22 protein-coding genes and 1 riboswitch are annotated in these 25,236 nt (G+C 65.6%); of the genes, 13 read left to right on the forward strand and 9 right to left on the reverse strand.

The features are described 5' to 3' along the window. Window positions 1-5: 5 nt before the first annotated feature. The 5 genes from QYM46_RS03900 to QYM46_RS03920 all read right to left on the reverse strand — a co-directional run bounded on the left by QYM46_RS03900 (window position 6) and on the right by QYM46_RS03920 (window position 5,079). A complete protein-coding gene (locus QYM46_RS03900) occupies window positions 6-884 on the reverse strand; it encodes an AraC family transcriptional regulator (protein WP_169251400.1) in 879 nt (292 codons plus the stop codon). A gap of 115 nt (window positions 885-999) precedes the next feature. Beyond that, window positions 1,000-2,481 (reverse strand): phytoene desaturase family protein, encoded by a 1,482-nt coding sequence (locus tag QYM46_RS03905; RefSeq protein ID WP_432790939.1) that lies wholly within the window; start codon window positions 2,479-2,481, stop codon window positions 1,000-1,002. 64 nt (window positions 2,482-2,545) lie between these two features. Then, window positions 2,546-3,235, reverse strand: coding sequence for a TenA family protein (locus QYM46_RS03910; RefSeq protein ID WP_432790940.1), 690 nt, complete (start codon window positions 3,233-3,235; stop codon window positions 2,546-2,548). After that, window positions 3,230-3,336, reverse strand: a riboswitch (TPP riboswitch). It overlaps the preceding gene by 6 nt. Window positions 3,337-3,343: 7 nt before the next feature. Further along, complete coding sequence (locus tag QYM46_RS03915; protein ID WP_432790941.1) at window positions 3,344-3,985, reverse strand: uridine kinase; 642 nt, start codon at window positions 3,983-3,985, stop codon at window positions 3,344-3,346. A gap of 77 nt (window positions 3,986-4,062) precedes the next feature. Beyond that, window positions 4,063-5,079, reverse strand: coding sequence for an ATP-grasp domain-containing protein (locus QYM46_RS03920; RefSeq protein WP_432790942.1), 1,017 nt, complete (start codon window positions 5,077-5,079; stop codon window positions 4,063-4,065). Window positions 5,080-5,207: 128 nt separating this feature from the next. On the opposite strand from QYM46_RS03920, the gene QYM46_RS03925 reads away from it, so the two are divergent. From QYM46_RS03925 to QYM46_RS03940, 4 genes are all read left to right on the forward strand, one after another. After that, window positions 5,208-5,570, forward strand: a complete 363-nt coding sequence (locus QYM46_RS03925; protein WP_169251405.1) for a VOC family protein — start codon at window positions 5,208-5,210, stop codon at window positions 5,568-5,570. A gap of 47 nt (window positions 5,571-5,617) precedes the next feature. Continuing rightward, the gene (locus QYM46_RS03930) at window positions 5,618-6,241 is read left to right on the forward strand and encodes a HutD family protein (RefSeq protein ID WP_432790943.1); all 624 of its coding nucleotides are present in this window, start codon (window positions 5,618-5,620) and stop codon (window positions 6,239-6,241) included. A gap of 228 nt (window positions 6,242-6,469) precedes the next feature. Continuing rightward, a complete protein-coding gene (locus QYM46_RS03935) occupies window positions 6,470-7,759 on the forward strand; it encodes a hypothetical protein (protein ID WP_432790944.1) in 1,290 nt (429 codons plus the stop codon). 235 nt (window positions 7,760-7,994) lie between these two features. Beyond that, complete coding sequence (locus tag QYM46_RS03940) at window positions 7,995-9,473, forward strand: catalase (protein WP_432790945.1); 1,479 nt, start codon at window positions 7,995-7,997, stop codon at window positions 9,471-9,473. 173 nt (window positions 9,474-9,646) lie between these two features. Here QYM46_RS03940 and QYM46_RS03945 read toward each other — a convergent pair whose 3' ends face one another. Then, window positions 9,647-11,245: an amino acid permease gene (locus QYM46_RS03945; RefSeq protein ID WP_432790946.1), complete on the reverse strand. Its 1,599-nt coding sequence runs from the start codon at window positions 11,243-11,245 to the stop codon at window positions 9,647-9,649. 338 nt (window positions 11,246-11,583) lie between these two features. On the opposite strand from QYM46_RS03945, the gene QYM46_RS03950 reads away from it, so the two are divergent. Genes QYM46_RS03950 through QYM46_RS03970 form a run of 5 tightly spaced genes read left to right on the forward strand, consistent with a single transcriptional unit; the run spans window position 11,584 to window position 16,738 of the window. Continuing rightward, complete coding sequence (locus QYM46_RS03950) at window positions 11,584-12,948, forward strand: glutamine synthetase family protein (RefSeq protein WP_432790947.1); 1,365 nt, start codon at window positions 11,584-11,586, stop codon at window positions 12,946-12,948. Then, window positions 12,929-13,705 carry a gamma-glutamyl-gamma-aminobutyrate hydrolase family protein gene (locus tag QYM46_RS03955; RefSeq protein WP_432790948.1) on the forward strand — a complete coding sequence of 259 codons (777 nt, stop codon included), beginning with the start codon at window positions 12,929-12,931 and terminating at the stop codon, window positions 13,703-13,705. Before QYM46_RS03950 ends, QYM46_RS03955 begins: the two co-directional genes overlap by 20 nt. After that, entirely contained in the window at window positions 13,702-15,054 is a 1,353-nt protein-coding gene (locus tag QYM46_RS03960) for an aldehyde dehydrogenase family protein (RefSeq protein WP_432790949.1), read from the forward strand. The genes QYM46_RS03955 and QYM46_RS03960 overlap by 4 nt, the downstream gene beginning before the upstream one ends. A gap of 52 nt (window positions 15,055-15,106) precedes the next feature. Beyond that, window positions 15,107-15,919 (forward strand): 3-oxoacyl-ACP reductase, encoded by an 813-nt coding sequence (locus tag QYM46_RS03965; protein ID WP_432790950.1) that lies wholly within the window; start codon window positions 15,107-15,109, stop codon window positions 15,917-15,919. 12 nt (window positions 15,920-15,931) lie between these two features. Further along, entirely contained in the window at window positions 15,932-16,738 is an 807-nt protein-coding gene (locus tag QYM46_RS03970) for a FadR/GntR family transcriptional regulator (protein ID WP_432790951.1), read from the forward strand. Between the two features lie 68 nt (window positions 16,739-16,806). Here the strand turns inward: QYM46_RS03970 and QYM46_RS03975 are convergent, their stop codons facing one another. Further along, window positions 16,807-18,741 (reverse strand): aconitate hydratase, encoded by a 1,935-nt coding sequence (locus QYM46_RS03975; RefSeq protein WP_432790952.1) that lies wholly within the window; start codon window positions 18,739-18,741, stop codon window positions 16,807-16,809. A 231-nt stretch (window positions 18,742-18,972) separates the two neighbouring features. Here QYM46_RS03975 and QYM46_RS03980 point away from each other — a divergent pair, with 231 nt between their 5' ends. Then, entirely contained in the window at window positions 18,973-19,818 is an 846-nt protein-coding gene (locus QYM46_RS03980) for a DNA-formamidopyrimidine glycosylase family protein (protein WP_432790953.1), read from the forward strand. A gap of 55 nt (window positions 19,819-19,873) precedes the next feature. Here QYM46_RS03980 and QYM46_RS03985 read toward each other — a convergent pair whose 3' ends face one another. Further along, window positions 19,874-20,554: a TetR/AcrR family transcriptional regulator gene (locus QYM46_RS03985; RefSeq protein ID WP_432790954.1), complete on the reverse strand. Its 681-nt coding sequence runs from the start codon at window positions 20,552-20,554 to the stop codon at window positions 19,874-19,876. A 48-nt stretch (window positions 20,555-20,602) separates the two neighbouring features. Between QYM46_RS03985 and QYM46_RS03990 the strand changes: the two genes are divergently transcribed. The 3 genes from QYM46_RS03990 to QYM46_RS04000 are packed head-to-tail and all read left to right on the forward strand — an operon-like array spanning window position 20,603 to window position 23,876. Continuing rightward, complete coding sequence (locus tag QYM46_RS03990) at window positions 20,603-21,979, forward strand: flavin-containing monooxygenase (RefSeq protein ID WP_432790955.1); 1,377 nt, start codon at window positions 20,603-20,605, stop codon at window positions 21,977-21,979. After that, window positions 21,976-22,839, forward strand: coding sequence for an SDR family oxidoreductase (locus tag QYM46_RS03995; RefSeq protein ID WP_169251413.1), 864 nt, complete (start codon window positions 21,976-21,978; stop codon window positions 22,837-22,839). Before QYM46_RS03990 ends, QYM46_RS03995 begins: the two co-directional genes overlap by 4 nt. A gap of 59 nt (window positions 22,840-22,898) precedes the next feature. Continuing rightward, window positions 22,899-23,876, forward strand: a complete 978-nt coding sequence (locus tag QYM46_RS04000; RefSeq protein ID WP_169251414.1) for an aldo/keto reductase — start codon at window positions 22,899-22,901, stop codon at window positions 23,874-23,876. Window positions 23,877-23,960: 84 nt separating this feature from the next. Here QYM46_RS04000 and QYM46_RS04005 read toward each other — a convergent pair whose 3' ends face one another. Next, complete coding sequence (locus QYM46_RS04005) at window positions 23,961-25,178, reverse strand: threonine/serine exporter family protein (protein WP_169251416.1); 1,218 nt, start codon at window positions 25,176-25,178, stop codon at window positions 23,961-23,963. Window positions 25,179-25,236: the final 58 nt, after the last annotated feature.

Below are 25,236 nucleotides of genomic sequence, written 5' to 3' on the forward strand. Positions count from 1 at the left end.
CTGAGTCAGTCCCGTTCCACCGGCAGCCAGAGTTCGGTTGTCGCCGTTCTGAAATCCTCGGCGCGATCGAGAATCGACACGATCGAAGGCCCCGGACGCAGCCGCCACGGATTCGATGGGAACCATTCGCCGGCCGTGGCCGCCCACGTGTCCTGAAGCGCCTGCGGGTACGGGCCGTGTGCCGTGAAGACGGCCCACATCCCCGCCGGGACATCAATGACATCGAGGTCCTCCGGCGCCGAGGCGGCCGCTGAGACCGCGACCCCGTGGAGGTAGGTGAGGTCGGTTCCTTCTCGGTAGTCCGGATCCACCCCGTCCGTGACCTGAAGTAGTCCTGTCGGGGTCGTGTCCGACAGCGTTCTGAGCCGTGCGTGCTCGGTGTGCGGGAGTGAAGCGACGAACTCGCGGATGTGCGGGTTCTCTCCTTCGTGGATGAGCGGCACACGCACAGCATGGCCGATGAGTGCGAATGCGGGGTGGTCGATGATTCTGGTGTCCATGGTCGAACTCCCTTCGATCGTCAGGCGGAACCTGAGTGACTGTTGGCTGCGAAGGGGACCGCCATTTCGCAGAGCCTCGGACGGAGCCGTACCGTGGACGGACCGAAAGGCGCGCGTGAATGCCTCCGTCGATCCGTATCCGTACCGCACGGCTACACTCAGCAGATCCTCACCGTCGATGACGTCACCGGCAGCGACGGTCATTCTGCGCCTGCGGACATATTCCGAGAGCGGAATTCCCGCCAGCGATGAGAACATCCGCCGCAGGTGATACTCGGTCGTGCCGAGCCTGGCGGCCAGCGCACCAATCTCGACGGACTCCGCGGAATCGGCAGTCAGGTTCGACTCGATGGCGTCGATGAGTGTATTGAGTTCAGCGATCACGATCTCTCCCTTCACTCATCCATACTTCCCGTGGCCCAGGGCGTCCCGCCCGACAATCTGTGCCCGATTCGATCACGTTTGGGATGGTGGTGCGTCCCTGCGGGGACGCACTCCGTCAGTCGCCCGGTGCCAGGCTGGGTGCCTCGTCGATTCCGAAGCGGGTCTTCAGCGCTCGGCGTGCGGCGAACCAGCCGTTCATTCCGTGTACGCCCGGGGCCGGCGGGGTCGCCGCCGAACACAGGAACGCCCCGGGCACGCCGAGGCTGTAGGAGTCCCAGGTCAGGCGCGGGCGAGCCATCATCCGGTAGAAGGACACGACGCCGGTGGCGATGTCCCCGCCGATGTAGTTCTGGTTGTGCCCGGCCATCTCGGAAGCGGGGATCGCGTTGTGGGCGACGACGCGGTCGCGGAAGCCCGGGGCGAAGCGTTCGATCTGCCGTGTCACGTATTCGGTCGGGTCGAGCGGGCAATCGAAGGGCACGTGCGCGTACGTCCACAGCGGGCGCAGGCCGTTCACCTCGCGGGAGGGGTCGAAGACGGTCGGGTCGGAGACGAGGCACACGGGGTCTGATGGCATCCGTCCGTTCATCACCTGCGCCTCGGCGGCGGCCATCTGCGCTCGCGAGCCGCCCACGTGGATCGTTCCGGCACGGCCGACCTCGGGGTCGGACCAGGGGACCGGACCGTTGAGGACGAAATCGACCTTGGCCGCGGCGTTGCCGTGCTTGAACGTTCGCAGGCTCGTGTCGACGTGGGCCGGCAGCAGGCCGGAGAAGATCTGTGCCGCACCCAACGCCGAAGTGTCGAGCAGGTAGGCGCGGGCCTTGGGCAGGTCGGTGACGTGGGCGATCGGGGAGTTCGCGTGCACGGTGCCGCCGTGAGCTTCGAGATCGGCGACGAGGTGGTCGACGATCGCTTGAGATCCGCCGATGGGGCAGGGCCAGCCTCCGGCGTGGGCGACCGTGGAGAGCATCGTGGCGGTAGCGGCCGTGCCCATCGCCGGCAGCCCGCCGATGGCGTGCGCGGCGACCCCGGTGAACAGGGACTGCGTCGACTCGTGGGACAGCGGAATGTTCCACGCGGGGCTGGCCTGGGACAGGAGTCGCAGACCGAATTTCACGACGTTCGCAATGCCGGGAACATCGCGGAGGGTCTCGGGCACGGAGCGTTTGTCACCGAGGGAGAGCCAGATCGCGTCATCGACACGGTCGAGCAGCGGGGCGAAGAATCGCCGCCATTCCGGTCCCGCCTCGCCGAGGCGGTCGACCGTTTCGTCGAGATCGTGGAAGGCCAGCGCGGCCGGTTTCCCGTCGAGGGGTTGGGCGTAGGAGATCTCGGGGGTGGTCAGCTCCATGCCGCGGGCGCGCAGGTCGAAGTCGACGAAGAAGGGGCTGGCGATCGCCAGGGGATGAACGGCCGAGCAGATGTCGTGGGTGACGCCGGGTGCCAGGCCGAGGTCGAGTGTGCGGGCACCACCGCCGATCGTGGCTTCAGCTTCGAACACCTCGACGGAGAGTCCGGCCCGGGCCAGAGTGACCGCGGCAGACATGCCGTTGGGACCAGATCCGACGACGACTGCATCAACACCTGTGCTCATGAGGCCAGTCTAGGCCAGTGGGCTGGGCGGCCGAGATGCGCAGTCCCGGGCGGCTGAGTGCGGCTCAGCTGCCGTAGGCGGTGTCGAAGAAGGCGCGTTCGAGATCGACGGCCCGGTTCCAGGCGCGGGTCAGGGTCTCGGCTACTGAGCTCTGGGCGTCGGTCGGGAACGCACGTTCGAGCTCGTCGACGAGGAACTGCACCCACTCGCGGAAGGCCTCGCCTCGGTGGAGGTCGATCCATCCTCGGTGAACCTGCCGCTTCGGCATCTCCTCACGGGACTCGGCCCAGTCGAGGTAGAGCCATTCGGCGACGACGAGGACGACGAGCAGCTGCGGATACGACGCCGAGGCGACGGCATCATCCATGACATCGCGGAAGCCCGCCGTCGGTATGGTCAGTTCGGGGTGGAGGTAGTCGGCGGGCGCGACTCCCAACTCGGCGAAGGAATCGACGAAATACGTGTCCTCATCGGCGACGAGCATGCCCAGCTGTCGGGCGAATCGCAGCTTCGCGTCGAGCTCATCGGCATGGGCCACGCAGGCGCCGAGCATGGACAGGAACGATTCGAAGAACTGATAGTCCTGCACCAGATAGTCGCGCAAGACGGTGTCGTCGATGGTGCCGGCGAACAGTTCCCTGACGAACCGGTGGTCGACGGCCTCCGCCCATTGCCGGCTGGTTGATCGTAGCAGTGCCGATACCGCTCCGTCAGCAGCCACGGTGATCGACGTGTCCAAGTCTGTGGTGGTCATTGCGATTCCACTCCCTCCGCCGGTGCTCACCGGATCAGGTTCAAAGGGTCTGCATATGCACTCTCAGCGCCGGCTCGCTCGGCGCTCCCCTGTAGGACTCCGACACTATCACCCGGGACAAGAACAGTTGCCAGAGTGATCGAATGCGGTTCGGCAGGTCAGGACTGGCCGATCCAGATCGCGATTGTCGAGCACCCATGTTGCCTTCTCCCACGGAGCTGCCTCGGAGAAGTAGAGACGCTGACCGCCGACATAGCGATGATTCGACGCAGCCTCGGGATCGGCGACGAAGGCTCCGGGGAACCGCTCGTTTCCGCGTGGGGCTGAGACCTCGAACGGCACCTCGACCCACATGCTCGCATCCCAGAGACCCACCAACTCGGGACGGTGGAGGAAGATCCCCTCGACGAGGAGGATGCAGTCCTTCGGCAGACTCCGAGGTTCCGGCGCCAGCGGACGATCCTCGTCGACGTCCCACACAGCTGGAACGATCGCATCACCTCGACGAAACGGTTCGACGACGGACTCGACGAAAACTTCGTAGTCGTAGGAATGACGATAGAAAGTGTCTGGTCCCTTGCCGTGGGCGTAGCGGATCACCCGAGGACGGTGGAAGCCGTCGATGCTGATGGCGGCGACCAGCCGATCGGTACGCGTGCCTGCAGCGCCGGCACATCCCGAGTTCTCGTCCGCAAGGTCGACGAGCTCACGGGCGATCGTGGTCTTCCCGGCTCCGTCGACTCCGTCCACTGCCACCAATGCGCGATGACCCGGCCGGACGGTGCGCAGCTCTGCCAGCAGATCGATCAGAACTCGGGCCCGGGAACTCACCACGCTGCGGACCCGGCGGGGGACACCGACGGCGGGGCCGCCTCGGCGAGGGTGTCGGACACGTACTGCGCTATCCGGTCAACGGCTGGCTGCCGGCCGGCCGACAGTTCGGCGGACTCGACCGACGGGTTGTAGTTCGTGTTCGTATTGATGTCGTAGACGACCTCGCGGCCGTCGGCGGTTTCGATGAACTCGATGCCGGCGATCTCGATGCCGAGACCTGAGAGCAGCGTCTCGAGGCGCGCGATGAGCGGGGTTGCGGCCGTGACGTCGTTTCGACGGGCGAACTGGGGAACGTCCGGGCTGGCCCCGGCACCCGGGACCTCGCAGGCATCGGCCGGGCACAGTTCGAACGACCCACCTGAGACGTCGACGCGCACCGCATAGTGGAAACGTCCGCCGATGAACTCGGCGCGGGTGATGAACGGCTGAGCCGGCTGCACATATTCCTGGATGAGCGTGATTCCGTCGATCGGCGCATTCGTGCCACCGGGCGCGAACTCATCGGCGGCTGCCTCGAGCTCGGCGAGGGAGTCGAAACGGCGCACACCGAGGCCCTTGCCGCCCTGATTGTGCTTGGTGATGAACGGGGGAGTGAAGCCGGCAGCCGCCTCGACGAGCGCCTGCGATCCGAACGCGGCCGCGGTGCGTGGCACGTCGAGGCCCTGGCCGGCCAGCTCGCGATGCTGTCGGATCTTGCTCACCTCGAGCTCGTAGACGTCGCGACCGTTGATGACTCGGCGGCCGGCGGCGGCGAGCCAGTCGAGGACCGCTCGCCCGTACTCCTTCACCTGCGGATCGGTGCGGGTGTGCGCCGACGCCGACAGCCGCGACCAGAACAGGCCGGCAGGAGGTTCGGCGGCAAGATCGATCGTGGTCTCGGGCAGCAGCCATTCGACATGGGCGACGCCGAGGCGGTCGAGCGCATCCGTGAACGGAGCGATCCATTCCTGATTGTCGTGGATGATGTGCACCGCGGGAGCGTCGCCGACGGGCAGGGTATGAGAACTCATCGCGCACCTTCACTGTCGGGAGCCGATGCGACCGAGAGTATTCGGAAGCATCGGCGGATCTGCTCAACAATCCTACGCCCTGGTGTCCAGGCCTTCGTCGTGTCAGTGCGGCGGCGTAGACTCGGGACATGGCTATCGCAAAGCAGCCCGTTGTCGTGCTCGACGCCCCCGACGCCGGTGAACTCGCGGAGTTCTACGGCAAACTCCTGGATTGGTCTGTCACCGTCGACGAGGACGGCACCTGGGCAGAAGTCGTCTCCAATTCCTGGCCGCCGATCTGCATCCAACAGGTCGAGGACTATCACGCACCCAGTTGGCCCGGTCAGGCCCACCCGCAGCAGATGCACCTCGACGTCATGGTCGACGATCTCGACGTCGCCGAGGAGGCTGTGCTCGAGATCGGTGCAGGCAAAGCCCCCGAACAGCCGGGAGAAACGTTCCGAGTGTTCCTCGACCCGGCCGGTCACCCGTTCTGCCTGTGCAAGGGATGACCGCGCCATCGCCGAGGCGGCCCCACCCGCCCACGGCGCGCTGAGTCATGCGCGCGCTCGCCTCCTTCGCCGACCGTGATCCCGTTCCGTGGGCCAACGGCGGCGGTCAGACCACCGAGCTCGTCGGGCTGACGGATTCGGTGGAGCTGACTCCAGGTCTTCACCCCTGGCGATTGAGCATCGCCAGGCTCGAACGTGTGGGCCCGTTCTCAGCCCTGCCCGGAATGGCGCGCACCTTCCTGCCCACCGCCGAGGTGGCCCTTGAGATCGACGGTCACGTGCATCGCGTGCCGGCCCTCCGACCGGTGCACTTCCACGGAGAGCAGAACGTGAGCCTCGTCGATTTGGCCGACCCCTGCTTCGCCGTCAACCTCATGGTCGCCGATGACAGCACAGACGACGTCGCCTGCGACGCTGGTGCCGACACGGGCGTTGGCTCGGGCACTGGCTCAGGCGCTGACTCGGGCAGAGAATCCGATTCTGCTTCTGGCGAGCTGCAGATGGTCATCGGTCGGCCGGTTCCAGCCGACGGAATCCGGTTGGTGCTCACTGTCGAAGCCGACGTCGATTTCCCTCGTTTTCAGCTGTTCGAACTCGACCCGGGTGAGGCTGTTCCAGATGAGGTCTCGGTGGTCGTTCTCCACACCGGCAGGTGCGACGAACACATCTGAGAAATCGGTGGGAGCCGATTGTCCCCGGCGTCACATTCGCGCGCATCATCCGAGGTGGCGGAGCCTTACCCGACCGTTTCCATCAGGTCTTTCCCAGCTTCGGGCACGAAGTGTCAGGATGCCCGAACGTCGGTGTCCGAGAATGGTGCTCCACCGGACTTTGGAGGAACTTTGGCGGTCGGAGACAGCGGCAAGAACGATCAGCGCGAGCACAACGATGACACTCGTATGCCGGAACATTCCCAGACCCTGCCGCTGATCACCGAAGAGATCGTCAGCTCCCACCCGACCCCGGCGGCCGAACCCACCGAACATCTCGTCACCCCGGTGATGCCGCCCAACCCGATCCGCCGCGACGGCGAGGTCGCACAGCAGCCGATGACGACGCTGCCCGACACACCCCAAGGTTCACCGACGGCCGCTGCCCCGGCCACCTCTGCGACCGCGACCGGCGTCGCCGAATCGACAGCGACGGTCGACGACGAAAAAGACGAGAAGTCCTCGGACGGTCGGATCTCCGCCACTCAGCTGCTGGCAGGCGCAGGCGCTGCGGCGACCTCGTCGGTCATCGGCGGGCAGCTCGGCGTCGCAGGCACTGTCGTCGGCGCCGGAGTCGCCAGCATCGTCACCGCCCTGGCCGTCACTCTCTACGGTCGCAGCCTCGACAAAGGCAAGGAGAAGATCCAACAGGTCGGATCCAAACTCGCCCCGGCAGTCAAAGCGAAGATCGCGAAGAACCCCAACGGGAAGACCGCTGCAGTCGACCCCTCACTCGCCGAGGATTCGGCCTTCGCCCCACCGGAACCCGCAGCCGGCAACGCGAACGCGACAGCCGCCTCGGCGACGGGAGAGGGGGAGTCCGAGAACGTGGACGGGGACGCCGATGACACCAAGAGCGGATCCCGTACCTGGTGGCAGAAGCTGCGCCGCAAACGGATCCTCTACCCGCTGACGATCGGCGTCGCCGCCTTCGGAATCGGACTCGGCGCGGTCGTTGTGGCCGAGAACTTCACCGAAGCAGATATCTCACCAGGCACCTCGCAGATCTCACGATCGGTGACCGGAAGCTCCGCGAACGACGAAACCGTCATCAACGACGGAACCTCGGACTCGGGAACCGGCGGGGACGAATCGTCGCGCGGATCCGGGTCGGGCACCGACGGCGGTCAGGGCTCCACGAACAGCGGATCGAGCACTCAGAACGATCAGTCCACCTCGGCGGGGGAGACCGGCACCGAAGGTACGGCCGAGGGCCAGAGCTCACAGGGCTCGGACACGACGAAGGGCACGAACGATTCCACCGGCGGCTCGACGACCACGGACGGCACCGATGCGAGCAGCGGTTCCACCTCCACCGACGGCAGCGGCAGCACCGGGGACACCAGCGGCGGCACGAGCGGCAGCACCGGCTCCGGGTCGGACGGTTCGGGCGGCGGATCGGCAGGCTCCGGCGGATCCGGAACCGGCGGATCGACGGGCGGTTCCAGTGATGGATCGGCCGCCTCGGCGCAGGGGTGAGACGGGCAACGTCAGGGACGGGAATTTCGACAGCCGAACCTGGGTTGTACCTGGTAGCGAACATCGTTATGTTGAAAGTGACTCCGACGAGGTTCCGCCGAAGTCGGGAAATCGAGATCAGGCCAACGGCACTCAGTCGTTCGATCAGCTGCACCGGCGGGAAGCACTTCTCACCGGTGGCCGTGATCGCAAGCTGAGCGACGATGCCTGAAATCTCACGGTTGAAGGAGATGTGATGACGCAACATACAGATCATGAGTACGCCGGACACGACAACACCAAGCCCTCGACGACCGAATCCGGTGCGCCGAGGGAATCAGATGCTCATTCGCTGAGCGTCGGAGCAGACGGGCCCCTGCTGCTCCACGACGTTGCGCTGGTCGAGAAGCTTGCTCGCTTCGACCGTGAGCGTGTGCCCGAGCGCAGCCCCCACGCCAAGGGATCCGGCGCTTTCGGTGAGCTCGAAATCACCGCGGATGTCTCCAAGTACACGAAGGCCGACTTCCTGCAGCCGGGCAAGAAGACCCCGATGCTCGCCCGCTTCTCCACCGTCGCCGGTGAGCTCGGCTCGCCGGACTCCTGGCGTGACGTGCGCGGATTCGCGCTGAAGTTCTACACCGAAGAGGGCAACTTCGACATGGTGGGCAACAATACGCCCATCTTCTTCGTCCGCGATCCCATGAAGTTCCCGGACTTCATCCACTCGCAGAAGCGCACCCCCGATTCGGGTCTGCGCAGCAACAACATGCAGTGGGACTTCTGGTCGCTCTCGCCCGAATCGGCCCACCAGGTCTCCTACCTCATGGGACCCCGCGGCCTGCCGAAGAGCTGGCGGAACATGAACGGCTACTCCTCGCACACCTACATGTGGGTCAATGCCGAGGGGGAGAAGTTCTGGGTCCAGTACCACTTCCACACCGACCAGGGTGTGGAGAACATGAGCAACGAGGAAGCCGGTCGGATGGCCGGTGAGGACGCGGATATGCACCGCCGCGATCTGTTCGAGGCCATCGAGCGTGGGGACTACCCGTCCTGGACCTTCTACGTCCAGATCATGCCCTACGAAGAGGCGAAGACCTACCGCTTCAACCCCTTCGACCTGACGAAGACCTGGTCGAAGAAGGACTACCCGCTCATCGAGGTCGGCCGCTTCACCCTCAACGAGAACCCCTCGAACCACTTCGCACAGATCGAGCAGGCTGCCTTCAGCCCCTCGAACACCGTGCCGGGAACCGGGCTCTCGCCGGACAAGATGCTGCTGGGCCGCGTGTTCTCGTACCCGGATGCGCATCGCAACCGCATCGGCACGAACTTCAACCAGCTGCCGGTCAACGCTCCTGTCACGAAGACGAATTCGTACGACAAGGAGGGGCAGATGCAGTACCACCACTCGGGTAATGCACCGGTCTACGCCCCGAACTCGTACGGACGGTCCTACCAGGACGAGCAGGGGCCGGTCGACAACGGCTGGGAGGCCGATGGCGAACTGGTGCGCAGCGCCTACAGCCTGCACGCCGAGGACGACGACTTCGGCCAGGCACACACCCTGGTCCGCGAGGTCTACTCCGAAGAAGAGCGTCAGGGTCTCATCGAGACCGTCGCCGGCGCACTCTCGGACGGAGTCGAGGAGCCGGTGCTGTCGAATGCGATCCAGTACTGGAAGAACATCGACGCCGAGGTCGGCGCGGCCATCGAGTCCAAGGTCAAGGGCTGAAGCAGCGTGAGATCGTGAGCTCCTGACCGCTCGAGAGCTCGCACGAGACGGCGGCCCGGAACCTCTCCACCGCGGGAGCGTCCGGGCCGCCTTCTCTTTTCCAATTGCTACCCGACGGCGGCCCAGCAACCTCGCGCGAGGTTGCTGAGCCGCCGTCGGGTAGTAACTAGGGGTCAGTCGTCGATTTCTTCGAGCAGCTTCTTCTCGTCAATGGCCAGCTGTTCCTTGTCCAGGTGCTGCATGAAATGCTTCTTCCCGCGGGCATACCAGAGGACGACAGCGATGAGAGCCACAGCGAGTACCGCGATCGGGGAATAGTTGAACGTTGAGATAGTGATCGGCAGGCTAGGCGGCAGGACGAAGAGGATACAGATGAAGATCACCCACACGACTGCGATCCAGCCGATGACCCCGCTCCACCTGCCGAGGTTCCAAGGACCGTCCTGGAAGTCTTTGCCCTTGAGCCTGCGCAGCAGCACCGGAGCGACATAGGCGATGTAAAGTCCGATCACCGCCACACTCGTCACCGCCAGATACGCGGTCTCATTGAACAGCGCGGGCAGCGTGAGCACGGTCGAGAGCACGATGCACAGCCAGATCGAGTTTGTCGGCGTCCCGGTGCGCGGGTTGACCTTCTTCCACCACCGAGACCCCGGAATCGCATCGTCTCGGGAGAACGCATAGCTCATCCGCGAATTCGCCGTCACCGAGGCCATGCCGCAGAAGAACTGAGCGCCGCACACGATGAAGAGCAGGAACTTCGCCATCGTCGGATTGTTCAGCGCGTCGAGAAACACCTGCGCCGGCGGCAGTCCGGTCTCGGTGGCGTTGAGCGCGGTCAGACCTGCTTCGGAACCGTCCTGAATGGACGCAGTGATGGAATAGAGCAGAATCCACCCGCCGATGATCGAGATGAGCACGCTCATGACGATGCCTTTCGGAGCCGCGACGGCAGCGTTCTTCGTCTCCTCGGCCACGTGCGCTGAAGCGTCGTAACCCGTATACGTGTACTGCGCCATGAGCAGACCCATGAGGAATACGAACGGCATGAACGTGAAGCCGGTTTCGTTGTGCCAGGCCGTCATCGTCCAGCTGAACGATTGGTGCTTCGTCGGCATGATCCACAGGGCGCCGACGATGATGAGCACGCCGACGATGTGCCACCAGGCCGAAACGCCCGAGAGCAGGTTGACGAGGTTGACGCCGAAGGTGTTGAGCAGGCCGTGGATGACGATGATGACGAGGAAGAGCCCGAACGTATTCAGCGCCGTGGGCACAACCCCGAAGGTGAGCGCCGCGAAGGCCATCATCGTCGTGGCAGCACCATAGTCGATGGCCGCAGTGACGGCCACCTCGCCGAGGAAGTTGAACCACCCGACGTACCAGGCCCAATGCCGTTTGTTGCGTTTGGCCAGCCGTCCGGCCCAGAAGTAGAGACCGCCCGCGGTCGGGTACTTCGAGCACACCTCGGCCATGGACAGAGCCACGCAGAGGACGAAGATGCCGACCAGGGGCCAGCCGATGGTAATCGCCGACGGGCCGCCCGAGCCTAAAGCGATGCTGTAGGAGGTGATGCAGCCGGCGAGGATCGAGATGATGGAGAACGATACGGCGAAGTTGCCGAAACCGGACATTCCGCGTTTGAGCTCCTGCTTGTAGCCGAGCTCGGCGAGGCCGGCTTCATCATCGCTGAGGCCCGCCGTCGGCGAGGATCCTGTTTGTGGCGGCGGCTGCTGCTGTGGATCTTTGGGTGGGGTGGCGTCATTGGCCATGGAGAACACCGTTCTGCTCGAAACTAATACGTCTGCGCGGAATCTCCTGCGCGTCGGCGGCACCGCGAGATCGACTCTGATGGTGGTGCCGGGGGCGCCTGGTCGGCGCGGAATGGCGGCGCGTGACCGGGCTCACAGCTCTGTTCTGTCGTTGAGCTTCTCACTTCAATAAAAGGTTTGTCAATGGTCAATTTATCGAGTGATTCAGCAAACTTGAGGGAATCGAGTTCAACACTCTTGCCAATAAATGGATTGATGGCATACCTTAAACGAGAGCCTTGAATAAAAGCGCTTCCATCAGCTGCCGCAACGATGCGCCACTACTGAGAAGAGGAACCATGAGCACTGCTCCATCCCCGTTGACGCTTGACCAGCTGCAGGCGCAGATCGCCTCCGGGCAGGTCGACACCGTGCTCGTCGCGGCCACCGATATGCAGGGTCGCCTGCAGGGCAAACGGATCACCGCCCGGTTCTTCAGTGACGAAGTGATGGACAATGGCACCGAGGGGTGTAGCTATCTGCTCGCCGCCGATGTCGAGATGAATACCGTCGACGGCTATGAGCTGACCTCGTGGGAACGCGGCTACGGCGACTTCATGTTCGTCCCCGACTACTCAACCGTGCGCCACATCCCCTGGCACCCCGGGACCGTCATGGTCCAGTGCGATCTCGCATTCATCGACGGCACCCCGATGACCGTTTCACCTCGGCAGATCCTCAAGGCTCAGCTCGAGCGCCTCGGCGCGCTCGGCTTCAGTCCGATCGGTGCCACCGAACTCGAGTTCGCTCTCTACAACACGAGCTACCGCGACGCGATGGTCGGGGAGTACCGCAATCTCGAGGCTGCGAGCACGTACAACATCGACTATTCGCTTTTCGGCACCGGACAGGTCGAAGGCTACCTCCACCGGCTGCGCACCGAGATGGACGGGGCGGGCCTGTACACGGAGAGCGCGAAGGGCGAATGCAACCTTGGCCAGCTCGAGGTCGGATTCCGCTATGCCGATATCCTCTCCACCTGCGACAACCATGTCGTGTACAAACTCGGCGCGAAGCAGATCGCCGATCAGGAGGGCAAGTCCGTGACCTTCATGGCCAAGCCCAACGACCGTGAAGGCAGCTCCTGCCACATCCACTTAAGCCTCAATGACAGTGAGGGCAAACCCGCGTTCCCAACCGGGCATGGAACGGAGATGTCGGAGACGATGAAGCACTTCGTCGCCGGCGTCGTGGCCACCCAATTTGATTTCACTTACCTCTACGCCCCGAACATCAACTCGTACAAACGCTTCGCCGACGGCTCTTTTGCCCCCACCGCGGTCGGCTGGGGCTGGGACAACCGCACCTGCGCGGTGCGCATCGTCGGCCACGGGCCCGGGCTGCGCTTCGAGCAGCGAGCCCCCGGCGCCGACGCGAACCCCTACCTCGCCTGTGCGGCACTCATCGCCGCCGGCATCCATGGCTTGGAGAACAAGCTCGAACTGCCCGAGGCGCTCGCCGGCAATGCCTACACCCAGGACGTGCCGCACATTCCCCGCCGCCTCCACGACGCGGTCGCCGCTTTCGACTCCTCGACAGTCGCCAGAAGCGCCTTCGGCGACGAGGTCGTCGACCACTACTCGCACGCCGGGCGAGTCGAAATGGCCGCTTTCGATGCGGCCGTGACGGACTGGGAGGTCAAGCGTGGTTTCGAACGTCTCTGAGGACGAAGGCGGGCCCCGCCCCCTCGTCGGCCTGCCGACCTACTACGGTAGAGGGCAATACGGTGTTTGGGACCGCGATGCAGCCTTTCTGCCCAGTGTCTACGTCACCGCGGTCACCCGCGCCGGAGGACGCGTCGTGCTCCTGCCGCCGGAACAGCCGTGGTCGGCCGTTGAGGTCGCCCAACTCGACGGCATCGTGCTCACCGGCGGCGATGATGTCGACCCGGCTCTCTATAGGGCGACCGCCCATCTCCGCACCCAGGTACCCAACACCCGCCGCGACAGTTTCGAGACCACGCTCTATCGCCGCGCCCGCCAGTCCGACGTCCCCGTCCTCGCGATCTGCCGCGGAGCGCAGATCGTCAACACCGTCCATGGCGGCACCCTGCACCAGCACCTGCCCGACCTCACCGGTTACGGGGCACACGAAGCTGAGGTGAAGGACGAATTCGCAGTCGTCGACGTGACCACCGTCCCGGGCACGACCACCTCGGCGACGATCGGCGAAGCCGTATCGGTCCGGTGCCACCATCACCAGGCCATCGACCGCCTCGGCGAAGGCCTTAACGTCAGCGGACACGCCGCGGACGGGTGCATCGAAGCCTTCGAAACGGCCGATGCACGGATGCTCGCGGTCCAGTGGCACCCGGAAGAGACCCTGGATGACCTGCGGCTTTTCACCGCACTCGTTACTACCGCGCGTGACCGCGCCCGCACCCGAACGACCACCGACCCGACCGTGGAGGCCCGACCATGACCGCAGTCCTCAACCCCGCCACAGAGACGACCATCACCGAGGTGGCCGGACATTCCGTCGAATCGGCGAAGGATGCCATCGGCCGCGCCGCGGATGCATTCGTGAGGTGGCGGGCCACCTCGGCGGCGGAAAGGGCCGAACTGCTGCGCAGCTTCGCCCGCGCCGTCGACGCTGACATCGACAACCTCGCCCGACTCGAAGTCGCCGAGGCAGGGCACACGATCGGCAACGCCCGCGGGGAAGCCGCAAACGTTCGCGACGTCCTCAACTACTTCGCCGGTGGGGTCGAACGCCACCTCGGGGATCAGATTCCCGTCGCAGGCGGTGTCGACATCACCTTCCACGAACCGCTCGGCGTCGTCGGGATCATCGTGCCGTGGAACTTCCCCATGCCGATCGCGGGGTGGGGATTCGCCCCGGCCCTGGCCGCAGGGAACACAGTCGTGCTCAAGCCCGCGGAACTGACCCCGTTGACCGCGATCCGCCTCGGCGAACTCGCCATCGAAGCCGGCATCCCCGAGGATGTGTTCCAGGTCCTGCCCGGGCGGGGCTCTGTCGTCGGGCAGACCTTCACCGACGATCCGCGGGTGGCGAAGATCGTGTTCACCGGGTCGACCGAAGTAGGAGAGAAGATCCTCGCGGACTCGGCAAAGGCGATGAAACGTACCACCCTCGAACTCGGCGGCAAATCGGCGAACATCGTCTTCGCCGACGCGGACCTCGAGAAGGCCGCAGCCACGGCCCCGTACGGGGTCTTCGACAACGCCGGCCAGGACTGCTGCGCACGCTCGCGCATCCTCGTCGAGGAGTCCGTGTTCGACCGGTTCCTCGAACTCCTCGAGCCTGCAGTCAAGGGCGTCAAGGTCACCGACCCTGCCCAAGAGGACGCGGAGATGGGCCCGCTCATCTCCGCCGGACATCTGCTGATGGTGTCGGAGTTCCTTGACGGAGTCGACATTGCCTTCACCGGGCAGGCGCCCAGCGGTGCCGGGTACTGGCTGGCACCGAGCGTGGTGCTGCCCAAGACGCCGCACGATCGCATCGTCACCGAGGAGATCTTCGGCCCAGTCGTCACCGTCCAGCGCTTCCGCGACGAGGCAGAGGCGATCACCATGGCCAACGACTCCCACTATGGGCTCTCCGGCTCGATCTGGACACGCGACATCGGACGCGGACTGCGGGCCGCGCGCGGCGTCGAGACCGGGGCGCTGTCGGTCAACTCGCATTCCGCGGTGCGCTACTCGACGCCGTTCGGCGGGTTCAAGCGTTCCGGCATCGGCCGAGAACTCGGCCCGCACGCGATGGATTCGTTCACCGAGACGAAGAGCGTCTTCATCGCCACCGACTGACCCGAAGCCGCATCCGCCGCGAATTCCTCCTCCCTGAACAAAGGACAAACCCATGAACGCATCACCGAGGCCCTCCGAGACTGCATCCGCTGAGATCATCTGCCGCCGCCTGCCCGGACGCACCGCCGTCGTCACCGGCGGGGCCAGCGGCATCGGCCTGGCCACATCGAAGCGGCTGGCCTCCGAAGGGGCCAACGTCGTCATCGCCGACACGAGTAGCGAAGCCGGAGCGGCAGCCGCCGAGGCGGTCGGTGGACTCTTCGTCGCCACTGACGTAACGGATCCGGTCGCCGTGGAGAACCTCTTCGACACCGCCGCGGACACCTATGGCAGCGTCGACGTCGCCTTCAACAATGCCGGGGTCTCGCCGACGGCCGACGCGTCGATCACAGAGACCGGCCTCGACGTGTGGCGCAAGGTCCAAGACATCAACCTCACCTCCGTCTACCTGTGTTCTCAGGCAGCACTCAAACACATGCGCAAGCAGGGGCGCGGGTCGATCATCAACACAGCGTCCTTCGTTGCGCTCATGGGCTCGGCCACCTCGCAGATCTCCTACACCGCCTCCAAAGGCGGGGTGCTGGCCATGACCCGGGAACTCGGCGTCGAATTCGCAAAGGAAGGCATCCGGGTCAATGCCCTGTGCCCGGGGCCGGTGAACACGGAGCTGCTGCGCGAACTCTTCGCCAAGGATCCGGAGATGGCGGCGAGACGGCTCGTGCATGTGCCGATGGGTCGATTCGCCGAGGCCGAGGAGATGGCCGCCGCGGTAGCGTTCCTCGCCAGTGACGATTCCTCCTTCGTCACCGCGCAGTCGTTCACCATCGATGGGGGACTGACGAACGCCTATACGACTCCGCTGTGAGATCGTGAAGGTATGAGTGCTGAGGAAACGAGCGCACCGCAGGAGCAGATGACGGCACTGCGGGCGATCGCCCCTGCCCGTTCCGGCAACGTCTTCGAGGAGACGATCGAATGCCTGCTGCAGATCATTCGGCTCGGCATCATCCCGCCCGGTGAGCGCTTTCCCGCAGAGCGGGAGTTGGCGGAGCATCTCGGGATCTCGCGGGCCACTCTGCGAGAGGCGATCTCCGAACTGCAGTCGGCGGGATGGGTGAATGTGCGCCGCGGGCGCGGCGGCGGAACATTCGTGACGAAGACCCGAGTGGAGGCGGTGGACGGCGGCGCCGGACCCGGAAGAGTTGTTTCTGCGGGTGCGGGCACGAAGCGGATCGACGACAGTCCCGGCAGCGGATTCTCACCCGAAGAAGTCGACGACACACTTACCTGGCGAAAGGTCGTCGAAATCGGCATCGTCGAGGTGGCGGCCGCACAGGATCTCACCGCGGCCCAGCGCGGTCAGTTGGCGGCCGCCCTCGCAGCGAGCCGGGATTCTGATATGGCCTCGTACCGCCGTCTCGATTCGCAGCTGCACCTGACCTGGGCGCAGATGACCGGTTCGCCGAGCCTAGTGCGCTCGATGGTCGAGAGTCGGACACGGGCGAACAAGCTCCTCGAATGCATCCCGATGATCGAACCCAACCTCGTCCACTCCCACGAGCAGCACCTGCACATCCATGAGGCAATCCTCGCCGGCGACTCTGAAGCCGCGCGTGCTGCCATGGCTGAACACCTCGATGGCACGGCGGCGCTCCTCCGAGGCTTCCTCGCCGACCCCCAATAATTACTACCCGACAGCGGCCCAGCAACCTCGCGCCAGGTTGCTGAGCCGCCGTCAGGTAGTTCGTAGAGTCAGCTGAGGTGGGCGGCGCGTTGGGCGATGCGACCGCCGGCGAGGACCATCTCGACCTGACGGGGCGACAGGCCATGGCGGAATTCGAACGGTCGACCGGCCGCCTCGGCGGTGATTGTCGTCCCCTCACCGAGTTCATCGCGCAGACCACGGAACTCAAGCACATCGCCCTGGGACAGTGAGTCGTAGTCGGACTCGTCCGTGAACTCGAGGGCGAGGACGCCGAAGTTCGCGAGGTTCTGCCAATGGATCCGCGCCAATGATTTCGCCACCACTACCCGCAGACCGAGATAGCGGGGAGCGATGACCGCATGCTCACGTGAGGACCCCTGACCGTAGTTCTCCCCACCGACGATCGCGTGCCCGCCGTCGTGCTCGGCGGCACGGGTGGCATAGGTGTCATCGACCTGGATGTAGACGAACTCTGAGATCTTCGGGATGTTCGACCGGTACGGCAAGACACGGGAGCCGGCGGGCATGATCTCGTCAGTGGAGACGTTGTCGCCGACCTTGAGCAGGATCTCCAGATCGATGTCATCGGGCAGCGGATCGAAGTCCGGCAGGGTCGAGATGTTCGCTCCCTTGACGAGTTCGACCGATCGGGCTTCCTCTGGTTCCAGCGGGGAAACGAGCATCTTGCGGTTCGCGGAGTACTTCTCGGGCAGCCGCACCTCGGGATAGTCCATGTCGAGGTCGCGGGGGTCGGTGATCTTCCCAGTCAGTGCGGCAGCAGCCGCGGTCTCCGGCGAGCACAGCCACACGGAGTCCTCATCCGTGCCCGACCGGCCCGGGAAGTTCCGGGGCATGGTGCGCAGACTGTTGCGCCCGACCGCCGGGGCCTGCCCCATGCCGATGCAGCCCATGCAACCGGACTGGTGGATCCTGGCCCCTGACCCCACCAGCGAGGTCAGCCATCCGCCGGCGATGAGATCGGCGAGGACTTCGCGTGAGGTGGGGTTGATGTCGAGGGAGATCTGCGCGTGGATCTGACGGTCGGCCAGGGTCTCGGCGACAACGGCGAAATCTCGCAGGCCCGGATTCGCCGAGGAGCCGACGACGACCTGGAAGACGTCGTCGCCGGCGACCTCGCGCACCGGAGTGACATTGCCCGGCGACGACGGTGCGGCGATGAGCGGTTCGAGCTGCGAGAGATCGATGCTGTCAGTGAGATCGTATTCGGCACCTGCGTCGGCCTCGATGCGGGTGAAGTCTTCGCTTCGGTCAACGGCTTCCAGGTAGTCGCGGACGGCATCGTCGGCGGGGAAGACCGTGGCGGTGGCACCGAGTTCGGCCCCCATATTCGCAATCACGTGACGGTCCATGGCCGTGAGGTTTCTCAACCCGTCCCCGTGGTATTCGATGATCTTCCCGACTCCGCCTTTGACGCCGTGACGACGCAGCATCTCGAGAATGACGTCCTTGGCCGAGACCCAGTCGGGCAGGGTGCCCGTGAGCTCGACGCCCATGATCTGCGGGGCGCTGATGAAGAGGGGCTCACCGGCCATGGCCATGGCGATCTCGAGGCCGCCGACGCCGATGGCGAGCATGCCCAAAGCGCCCGCGGCACAGGTGTGGGAGTCCGAGCCGATGAGAGTCGCACCGGGTTTGCCGAACCGGGACTGGTGAACGGGGTGGGAGACGCCGTTGCCGGCGGGGGAGAACCACAGCCCGAATCGCGCCGCCGCAGAGCGGAGGAATTCGTGGTCCTCCGGGTTCTTCTCATCGGTCTGCAGCAGGTTGTGATCGACGTACTGCACGGACAGATCCGTGCGGATCCGGTCGAGGCCGAGGGCCTCGAGCTCGAGCATGACCAGGGTGCCCGTCGCATCCTGGGTGAGAGTCTGGTCGATCCGGATCCCGAGTTCGTTTCCGGGAGCGAGTTCCCCGGACTCCAGATGTGATCGGATGAGCTTCTGAGCAACGTTCTCAGCCATTGTCCGCCTCCTTCGGCAGTCAGGGATCCACCGAAACCATACGGCTGCCGGTGATTAATCCACGCTAGTCGTGCACTCGAGGGTTCTCAAGGTCGGTCACCTCCCGAGACCGGGAATGTGCGTCTGCGAACTACCCGACGACGTCCCAGCAACCTCGCGCCAGGTTGCTGAGCCGCCGTCAGGTAGCAATTGGGGGTGTTGGGATCGTGGGGTGAGGAGGATACTGGGACTATGCCGGAGCTGCCCGAGGTCGACGCGCTCGTCGACTTCCTGCGTCCGCGGCTGGTCGGGGACTTCGTCACGCGCGCCGACATCGCCGAACTCAGCCTGCTCAAGACCGTCGACCCGAGTATCGATGCGCTCGCGGGACTCGAAATCACCGAGGCGGCCCGCCGCGGGAAGGCCCTCATCATCGGCTTCGACGGTCTCGACCTCGTCTGCCGTTTCGCCCGCATGGGCTGGCTGACCTGGCACGACACCGCACCGAGCGGTCCGATCCGGATGGGCAGAGGGCCATTGGGAATGCGGGTGAGACTGGCCTCGGGTGCCGCCGCCGACCTCATCGAACCCGGATCGAAGAAGAACGCTGCCGTCTCCCTCGTCCGCGACCTCTCCGAGGTGCCCGCCCTTACCTCGCTCGGCCCCGACGCCCTGAGCCTCACCGTCGACGAACTCGCCGCCGCACTGTCCGAGTCGACCTCTCGCATCAAAACGGTCCTCGAAGATCAGAGAATCATCTCGGGCCTCGGCAACGCCTATACCGACGAAATCCTCCACGCCGCCCGACTCTCCCCATTCGCGACCGCGAAGACCGTCGATTCGCAGACACTGCACACCGCCATCCACGAGGTACTCGACACCGCCCGCAGCAGGCTCATCGGCCTGCCGCCGGGCAAGATCAAAACCGCGAAGAAACGCGGATTCTCCGTTCACGGCCGCACCGGCGAGACGTGCCCCGTCTGCGGGGAGACCATCGCCGAGGTGTCCTTTGCCGACAAATCCCTCCAATACTGCCCCCGCTGTCAGACCGGAGGCAAGAAGCTCTCCGACCGTCGCATGGACCGTCTCCTCAGGTGAGCCTTGACCGTCGGCCCGGACGGCACCACCGGCCCCCGCCGTGCCCGCGGCACCATCACACCGGGCGGAGGCGGAATTGGCGGTCGGCGATGCCATGGGCGCGCAGGGCCACCTCGGCGATGGCGGTGAGGAACTCATCCCGGGAAGACCGCTCATCGGCGGGAGTGTGGATGCGCTGCACGAGCGCCTCGGTGATTCCACCGACGAGGACGATGCTCGTGAGGTCGCCGGCAGCGGCCGGCGCGGTGAGGCCGTAGGCGTGGTCGAGTTCGTCGAAGGCTCCCCGCACCGAGGCGGCCAGCAGTCGCATCGTCTCGTGGCGACGCTCCTCGAGCGAGTCGCAGATGCCGACGGCTTCGACCTCGAGGACGCGGGCCTTGCGCTCGTCATCGAGCATCGGCGACAGCGCCGCCCCGACGATCAGCCCGGCGGCCTCGGCCAGTGTGGCGCTCGAGGGGATCCGCGCCTCGTCGAGGGCCGTGGAGATCTCCTCGTTGAGTTCGATGTAGAGGTCTTCGAGAAGGCTCTCCTGAGTCGGGAAAAGCTCATAGAAGGACCGGCTGGAGACCCCCGATTCCTGGCATACGGCCTGTACCGAGGTCTTTCGGAACCCGATCGTTCCGTAGAGCTCGAGAGCCGCGTCGAGCAGGCGCGTACGACGCGCCGAATCCCGTTCCGACCGCAGAGTGCCGTGCCAGCGACGTGGGGCAGAAGGCTGGGCCGGAGAAGAATCCATCCTCCCATTATAGTGAAAATTCTTATTTTCACTGGCATACTCTGTGACATGGCTTACATGATTCGACAGGGTCGTCGCGCTCCGGCCCCCACCGCTCCGATCGCCCCGGACCCCTCACTGCCGAAGGTCTGCATCATCGGAGCAGGGTCGTCCGGCATCGCCGCCGCGAAGACCCTCTACACCTCGGCGATCCCGTTCGACTGCTTCGAAAAAGGCAGCGAAATCGGAGGCACATGGCTCTTCGGCAACCCCAACGGTCAAAGCGCCTGCTACGAGACCCTGCAGATCAACACCTCGTGCCCGCGCATGGCCTTCTCCGACTTCCCGATGCCCGAGCACTACCCGCACTACGCCAGCCACAACCAGGTCTTCGCCTATTTCCGCGACTACGTCGACCACTTCGGGTTCGGTCACACGATCACCTTCAACACCGAAGTCACCGATGTTCGCCGAGGCGGCCATGGCGGTTGGGAGGTCGACATCAGATCCGGAACCGGTCCGGACGCCGTGTCGGAGACTCGGCACTACGACGCCGTCATGGTCGCCAACGGCCATCATTGGGATGCCCGCTGGCCCGATCCTGCCTACCCGGGGGAGTTCGCCGGTGAACAGATCCACGCCCACGACTACCGCAGCGGCGACCAGCTCGACGGACGCGATGTGGTCGTCGTCGGTGCCGGCAACTCGGCCATGGACATCGCCGTCGAGGGCTCGCACCGGGCGAACACCGTCACCCTGTCGATCCGACGCGGCCAATGGGTGATGAAGAAGACGATCATGGGCATGGCCACCGACCAGATCGTCCTGCCCGGCTGGGCTCCGTGGTGGATGACCTCGGCCCGGCTGCGCCTCGGCGCGATCCTCTCCGGCGGGTTGAAGAAGTACGGACTGCCGGTGCCCGGCCATGCGCCTGGCCAGTCCCACCCTGTGCAATCCGATGCCATCCGGGATCGGCTCAAGGCCGGTGCCGTGACGGTGCGTCCCGGGATCGAACGCCTCGATGGCGACCGCGTCGTCTTCACCGACGGAACCTCAGCCCCGGCCGACCTCATCGTCTGGGCCACCGGCTACCGAGTGTCCTTCCCATTCCTGTCCTCCGATGTCGTCGACGTCGAGAACAACGATCTGCCGCTGTGGAAGCGGATGGTCCACCCCGATCGGCCCGGTCTGTTCTTCATCGGCCTGCTCCAACCGGTGGGCGCGGTCATGCCGCTGTCCGAGGCCCAGGCGAAGCTGGTCGCGAAGATCCTCACCGGAGACTGCGAGCTGCCGAGCCGTCGGGACATGGTCCGAGAGATGGCCCGCGACGACCGCCGGAACAAGAAGCAGTTCTACGACTCTCCCCGGCACACGATGGAGGTCGACTTCGACCACTACCTGTGGGAGATCGACCGGGAGATGAAGAAGGGAGGAACCGCCGCATGAAACGCTCCGGCTCAACGCGCGGAAAGGTCGTCGCCGTCACCGGCGGGGCACGCGGAATCGGCAAGGCGATCGCCGCGCGTTTCACCACCGCCGGCGCCCGGGTGGCCATCGGCGACCGCGATCGTGAAGCGGCTGCGGACACCGCCGCGGAACTGGGAGTGGCTGCCTTCGGCCTCGACGTCACCGACCCGGACTCCTTCGCCGATTTCCTCGAAGCCGTCCGCCGCGATCTCGGACCCGTCGATGTGCTCGTCAACAATGCCGGAATCATGTGGGTCGGCTCTTTCGACGAGGAACCGGATACGGTCGCTCGCGCGCAGCTCGAGGTCAACCTCCTCGGCGTCATCAACGGGATCAAGGCTGCCGCGCCTGCCATGCGCGAGGCCGGGCACGGGCACCTCATCACGGTCGCCTCGGCGGCATCGATTCTGCCGACCCCGGGGGAGGCGACGTATGCGGCGACCAAGCACGGGGTGCTCGGCTACCTCAAGGCCGTGCGCACAGAGATGCGCGGAACCGGGGTGCACTTCACCGCCGTCATGCCCGCCGTCGTCGACACCGTCCTGGCCGCGGGGACCGGCGCCGGTGCGGGCCCGCTGCTGCGTCCCGACGATGTCGCGGCCGCCGTCGTCGACGCGGTGACCCGGCCCCGTTTCGAGATCACCGTGCCCGGTTTCATCGGTCCGGTGACCCGACTGGTCGGACTCCTGCCGCAGCCGATCCGGGACCGTGTCTTCGGTGCCATGGTGCCCGACCAAGTCGCTCAGGCGCGGGCCGAGGCCCGCGCCGGCTACGAAACGTCGGCGTTCACGACCTCCCGCACGGGGCGCGGATACGGGCGGGCCGCCTCGGCGGAATAGTCCTCCGCACTCATCCGTTACGTCGGTGCGCGGTCCAAACGCGGCCGAGCATTCGACGAATGGAGGAAAGTTTGACGTCTCGGAAGCAGATTCCCGGCACTGACCTGTCCGTCTTCCCGATCAATCTCGGCACGAACACCTTCGGGTGGACGGCCGACGAGGCGCAGTCCCATGCCGTCCTCGACGCCTTCGTGGCCGGCGGCGGCAATTTCCTCGACACCGCCGAGTCCTACCCTGCATGGGTGCCCGGCAACACCGGTCGCGAATCGGAGACCATCATCGGCACCTGGCTGGCCTCGCGGGGCAACCGCGATGACGTCGTCATCGCCACGAAGGTCGGCGACCATCCCGACCACAAGACGCAGGACCCCGAATACATCCGCACCGCCATCGACGCCTCACTGGAGCGTCTGCAGACCGATCACGTCGACCTCTACTACGCCCACCGTGACGATGAGGTGACCCCCATCGCCGAGGTGGCCCGCGTCTTCGATGAGATCGTCCGTTCCGGTAAGGCCTCGCATATCGCCGTGTCGAACTATTCGCCGGCGCGTCTGGCCGGGTGGTTCGCCGCATGCGAGGACGAAGGGCTGGTCAAGCCGGTGGCCATCCAGCCGCAGTACAGCCTCGTCTATCGGAGGGAATTCGAGACCGATCTGCGCCCGGTCGCCGAGCGGCGAGATCTAGCGGTGTTCTCCTACTTCAGCCTCGCTGCGGGTTTCCTCACCGGCAAGTACCGGACCGAGGCCGACCTCGACGGGGCCGACCGGGGTGGAATGGTGCAGGGGTACTTCGGCTCCGAGGGGCTCAAGGTCGTCGATGATCTCGTCGCGATCGCTGATTCGCACAATGTCGCTCCGGCGACGGTGGCGCTGTCCTGGCTGTTGGCCAAGGGCGTGACGGCACCGATCGCCTCGGCACGTACGCCGGAGCAGCTCGAGGCGGTCATGGCCGCACCGGGACTCGAGCTCAGCGCCGACGAGGTCGACCGTCTCGATCGGGCGTCGACTCCGTTCGCGGAGGAAGAACCCTCCTGACTTTCCTCCCAATTGCTACCTGACGGGGGCCCAGCAACCTGGCGCGAGGTTGCTGGGCCCCCGTCAGGTAGCAGGAAGCCTGGCTCAGGCGACGATTTCGTCCTTGGGTTCGACCGCGTGGGCGATGGCAGCGCCGATGACCGTGCCGATGGCGATGGTGAAGAACGTGGTCGCAGCCGCCAGCATGCTGCCGGCGACCCCGGACCCGTCGCCGAATTCGATCTGCGAGGCGTTGAGGAGCCCGAACGACCCTGGCGCGACGACGAGGAACGCAGGCACGAAGCTGATCCGCCAGATCGGCCCTTTCGGCAGGCGAGAGAGCACGACGGCCACCAGCGATGCGGTCAAAGCGCCGGCCAGCCCGCCGATGGCCGCGCCGAATTCGGCGCCGATACCCAGCTGAGCCAGCGCGGCCGCGGCGATGGTGAGGACGATCGGCACCGTGTGCTCGAGTGGGGTATGCAGATAGATGATGAGGCCCAGCGTCGCGGCCGCCACGCCGAGAGCCGACAGCCACCAGGTCGAGGCGGTCAGCTGGGAGTTCGCAAGGGCTTCGACCCCGGTTCCGGTGGCCACAGCGGCACCGGCGACGCCGGCGATGAACATCGCCAACTGGACGGTGGCAGAGACGAGCCGCGAACTGCCGGCGGACAATGCCCCGGCGGAGATCTCGGTCAGTCCGGTGACCACGGCACTGCCGGGCAGCAGCAGGGCCAGGGTGGCGACGATCGTGCGCAGGGGACTGTCCAGCCAGTCGAGGCGGTAGCCGATGAGGATGAGCACCGCGACGATGAACGCCGAGGTGACCGGCAGCAGCGGTCCGAGGCTGGGGTGGCGGGCGTTGACGGCGAGCACTGCCGCGACGATGAGCGAACCGAGGGCGGCGAAGGCGAGGTTGACCAGTCCGGGTTCGAGCAGCAGACACAGTCCGACGCCGATGGGCACCGCGCCGAGGCAGGTCACCCATCCGGGCCAGCGAGCAGGAGTCCCATAGACCTCGGCCTCGATCATGCGGCTGGCGGCCTCGACGCCGAGCCGACGCGAGCGCACGGCATCGACGATGTCGAGCAGCTTCGCAGTCTGGTCGAACCGCAGGTCCGGGCCGATGCGTTCGAAACGGGTGGGACTGCCGGGGCCGATGGTGAGGAAGAGGCCCTTGGGGAGGGCGGCAACGTTGATGGACCTCAATCCGACCGCAGGCGCCAGTCCGGTCAGTGCGTCTTCGACATCGACCGACGAGATCCCACCGGCGAGCAGGCCCGTCCCGATCGTCACCAGCAGCTCCTGTGCGGGGACGGTCATATCGCTTGCCTCGTGCACTCCCAGTCCCTCTCGTCTGCAGATCGGCCGACGAAGTAGA

The sequence above is a fragment of the Brevibacterium sp. K11IcPPYGO002 genome (assembly GCF_050920635.1).
Lineage (GTDB): Bacteria > Actinomycetota > Actinomycetes > Actinomycetales > Brevibacteriaceae > Brevibacterium.

What these genes read in the sequence shown, in the direction of transcription:
- QYM46_RS03905 (WP_432790939.1), bottom strand. Translation starts at nt 2,481, where the DNA reads ATGAGCACAGGTGTTGATGCAGTCGTCGTCGGATCTGGTCCCAACGGC.
- QYM46_RS03910 (WP_432790940.1), bottom strand. Translation starts at nt 3,235, where the DNA reads ATGACCACCACAGACTTGGACACGTCGATCACCGTGGCTGCTGACGGA.
- QYM46_RS03920 (WP_432790942.1), bottom strand. Translation starts at nt 5,079, where the DNA reads ATGAGTTCTCATACCCTGCCCGTCGGCGACGCTCCCGCGGTGCACATC.
- QYM46_RS03925 (WP_169251405.1), top strand. Translation starts at nt 5,208, where the DNA reads ATGGCTATCGCAAAGCAGCCCGTTGTCGTGCTCGACGCCCCCGACGCC.
- QYM46_RS03930 (WP_432790943.1), top strand. Translation starts at nt 5,618, where the DNA reads ATGCGCGCGCTCGCCTCCTTCGCCGACCGTGATCCCGTTCCGTGGGCC.
- QYM46_RS03935 (WP_432790944.1), top strand. Translation starts at nt 6,470, where the DNA reads ATGCCGGAACATTCCCAGACCCTGCCGCTGATCACCGAAGAGATCGTC.
- QYM46_RS03940 (WP_432790945.1), top strand. Translation starts at nt 7,995, where the DNA reads ATGACGCAACATACAGATCATGAGTACGCCGGACACGACAACACCAAG.
- QYM46_RS03945 (WP_432790946.1), bottom strand. Translation starts at nt 11,245, where the DNA reads ATGGCCAATGACGCCACCCCACCCAAAGATCCACAGCAGCAGCCGCCG.
- QYM46_RS03950 (WP_432790947.1), top strand. Translation starts at nt 11,584, where the DNA reads ATGAGCACTGCTCCATCCCCGTTGACGCTTGACCAGCTGCAGGCGCAG.
- QYM46_RS03960 (WP_432790949.1), top strand. Translation starts at nt 13,702, where the DNA reads ATGACCGCAGTCCTCAACCCCGCCACAGAGACGACCATCACCGAGGTG.
- QYM46_RS03965 (WP_432790950.1), top strand. Translation starts at nt 15,107, where the DNA reads ATGAACGCATCACCGAGGCCCTCCGAGACTGCATCCGCTGAGATCATC.
- QYM46_RS03970 (WP_432790951.1), top strand. Translation starts at nt 15,932, where the DNA reads ATGAGTGCTGAGGAAACGAGCGCACCGCAGGAGCAGATGACGGCACTG.
- QYM46_RS03975 (WP_432790952.1), bottom strand. Translation starts at nt 18,741, where the DNA reads ATGGCTGAGAACGTTGCTCAGAAGCTCATCCGATCACATCTGGAGTCC.
- QYM46_RS03980 (WP_432790953.1), top strand. Translation starts at nt 18,973, where the DNA reads ATGCCGGAGCTGCCCGAGGTCGACGCGCTCGTCGACTTCCTGCGTCCG.
- QYM46_RS03985 (WP_432790954.1), bottom strand. Translation starts at nt 20,554, where the DNA reads ATGGATTCTTCTCCGGCCCAGCCTTCTGCCCCACGTCGCTGGCACGGC.
- QYM46_RS03990 (WP_432790955.1), top strand. Translation starts at nt 20,603, where the DNA reads ATGGCTTACATGATTCGACAGGGTCGTCGCGCTCCGGCCCCCACCGCT.
- QYM46_RS03995 (WP_169251413.1), top strand. Translation starts at nt 21,976, where the DNA reads ATGAAACGCTCCGGCTCAACGCGCGGAAAGGTCGTCGCCGTCACCGGC.
- QYM46_RS04000 (WP_169251414.1), top strand. Translation starts at nt 22,899, where the DNA reads ATGGAGGAAAGTTTGACGTCTCGGAAGCAGATTCCCGGCACTGACCTG.
- QYM46_RS04005 (WP_169251416.1), bottom strand. Translation starts at nt 25,178, where the DNA reads ATGACCGTCCCCGCACAGGAGCTGCTGGTGACGATCGGGACGGGCCTG.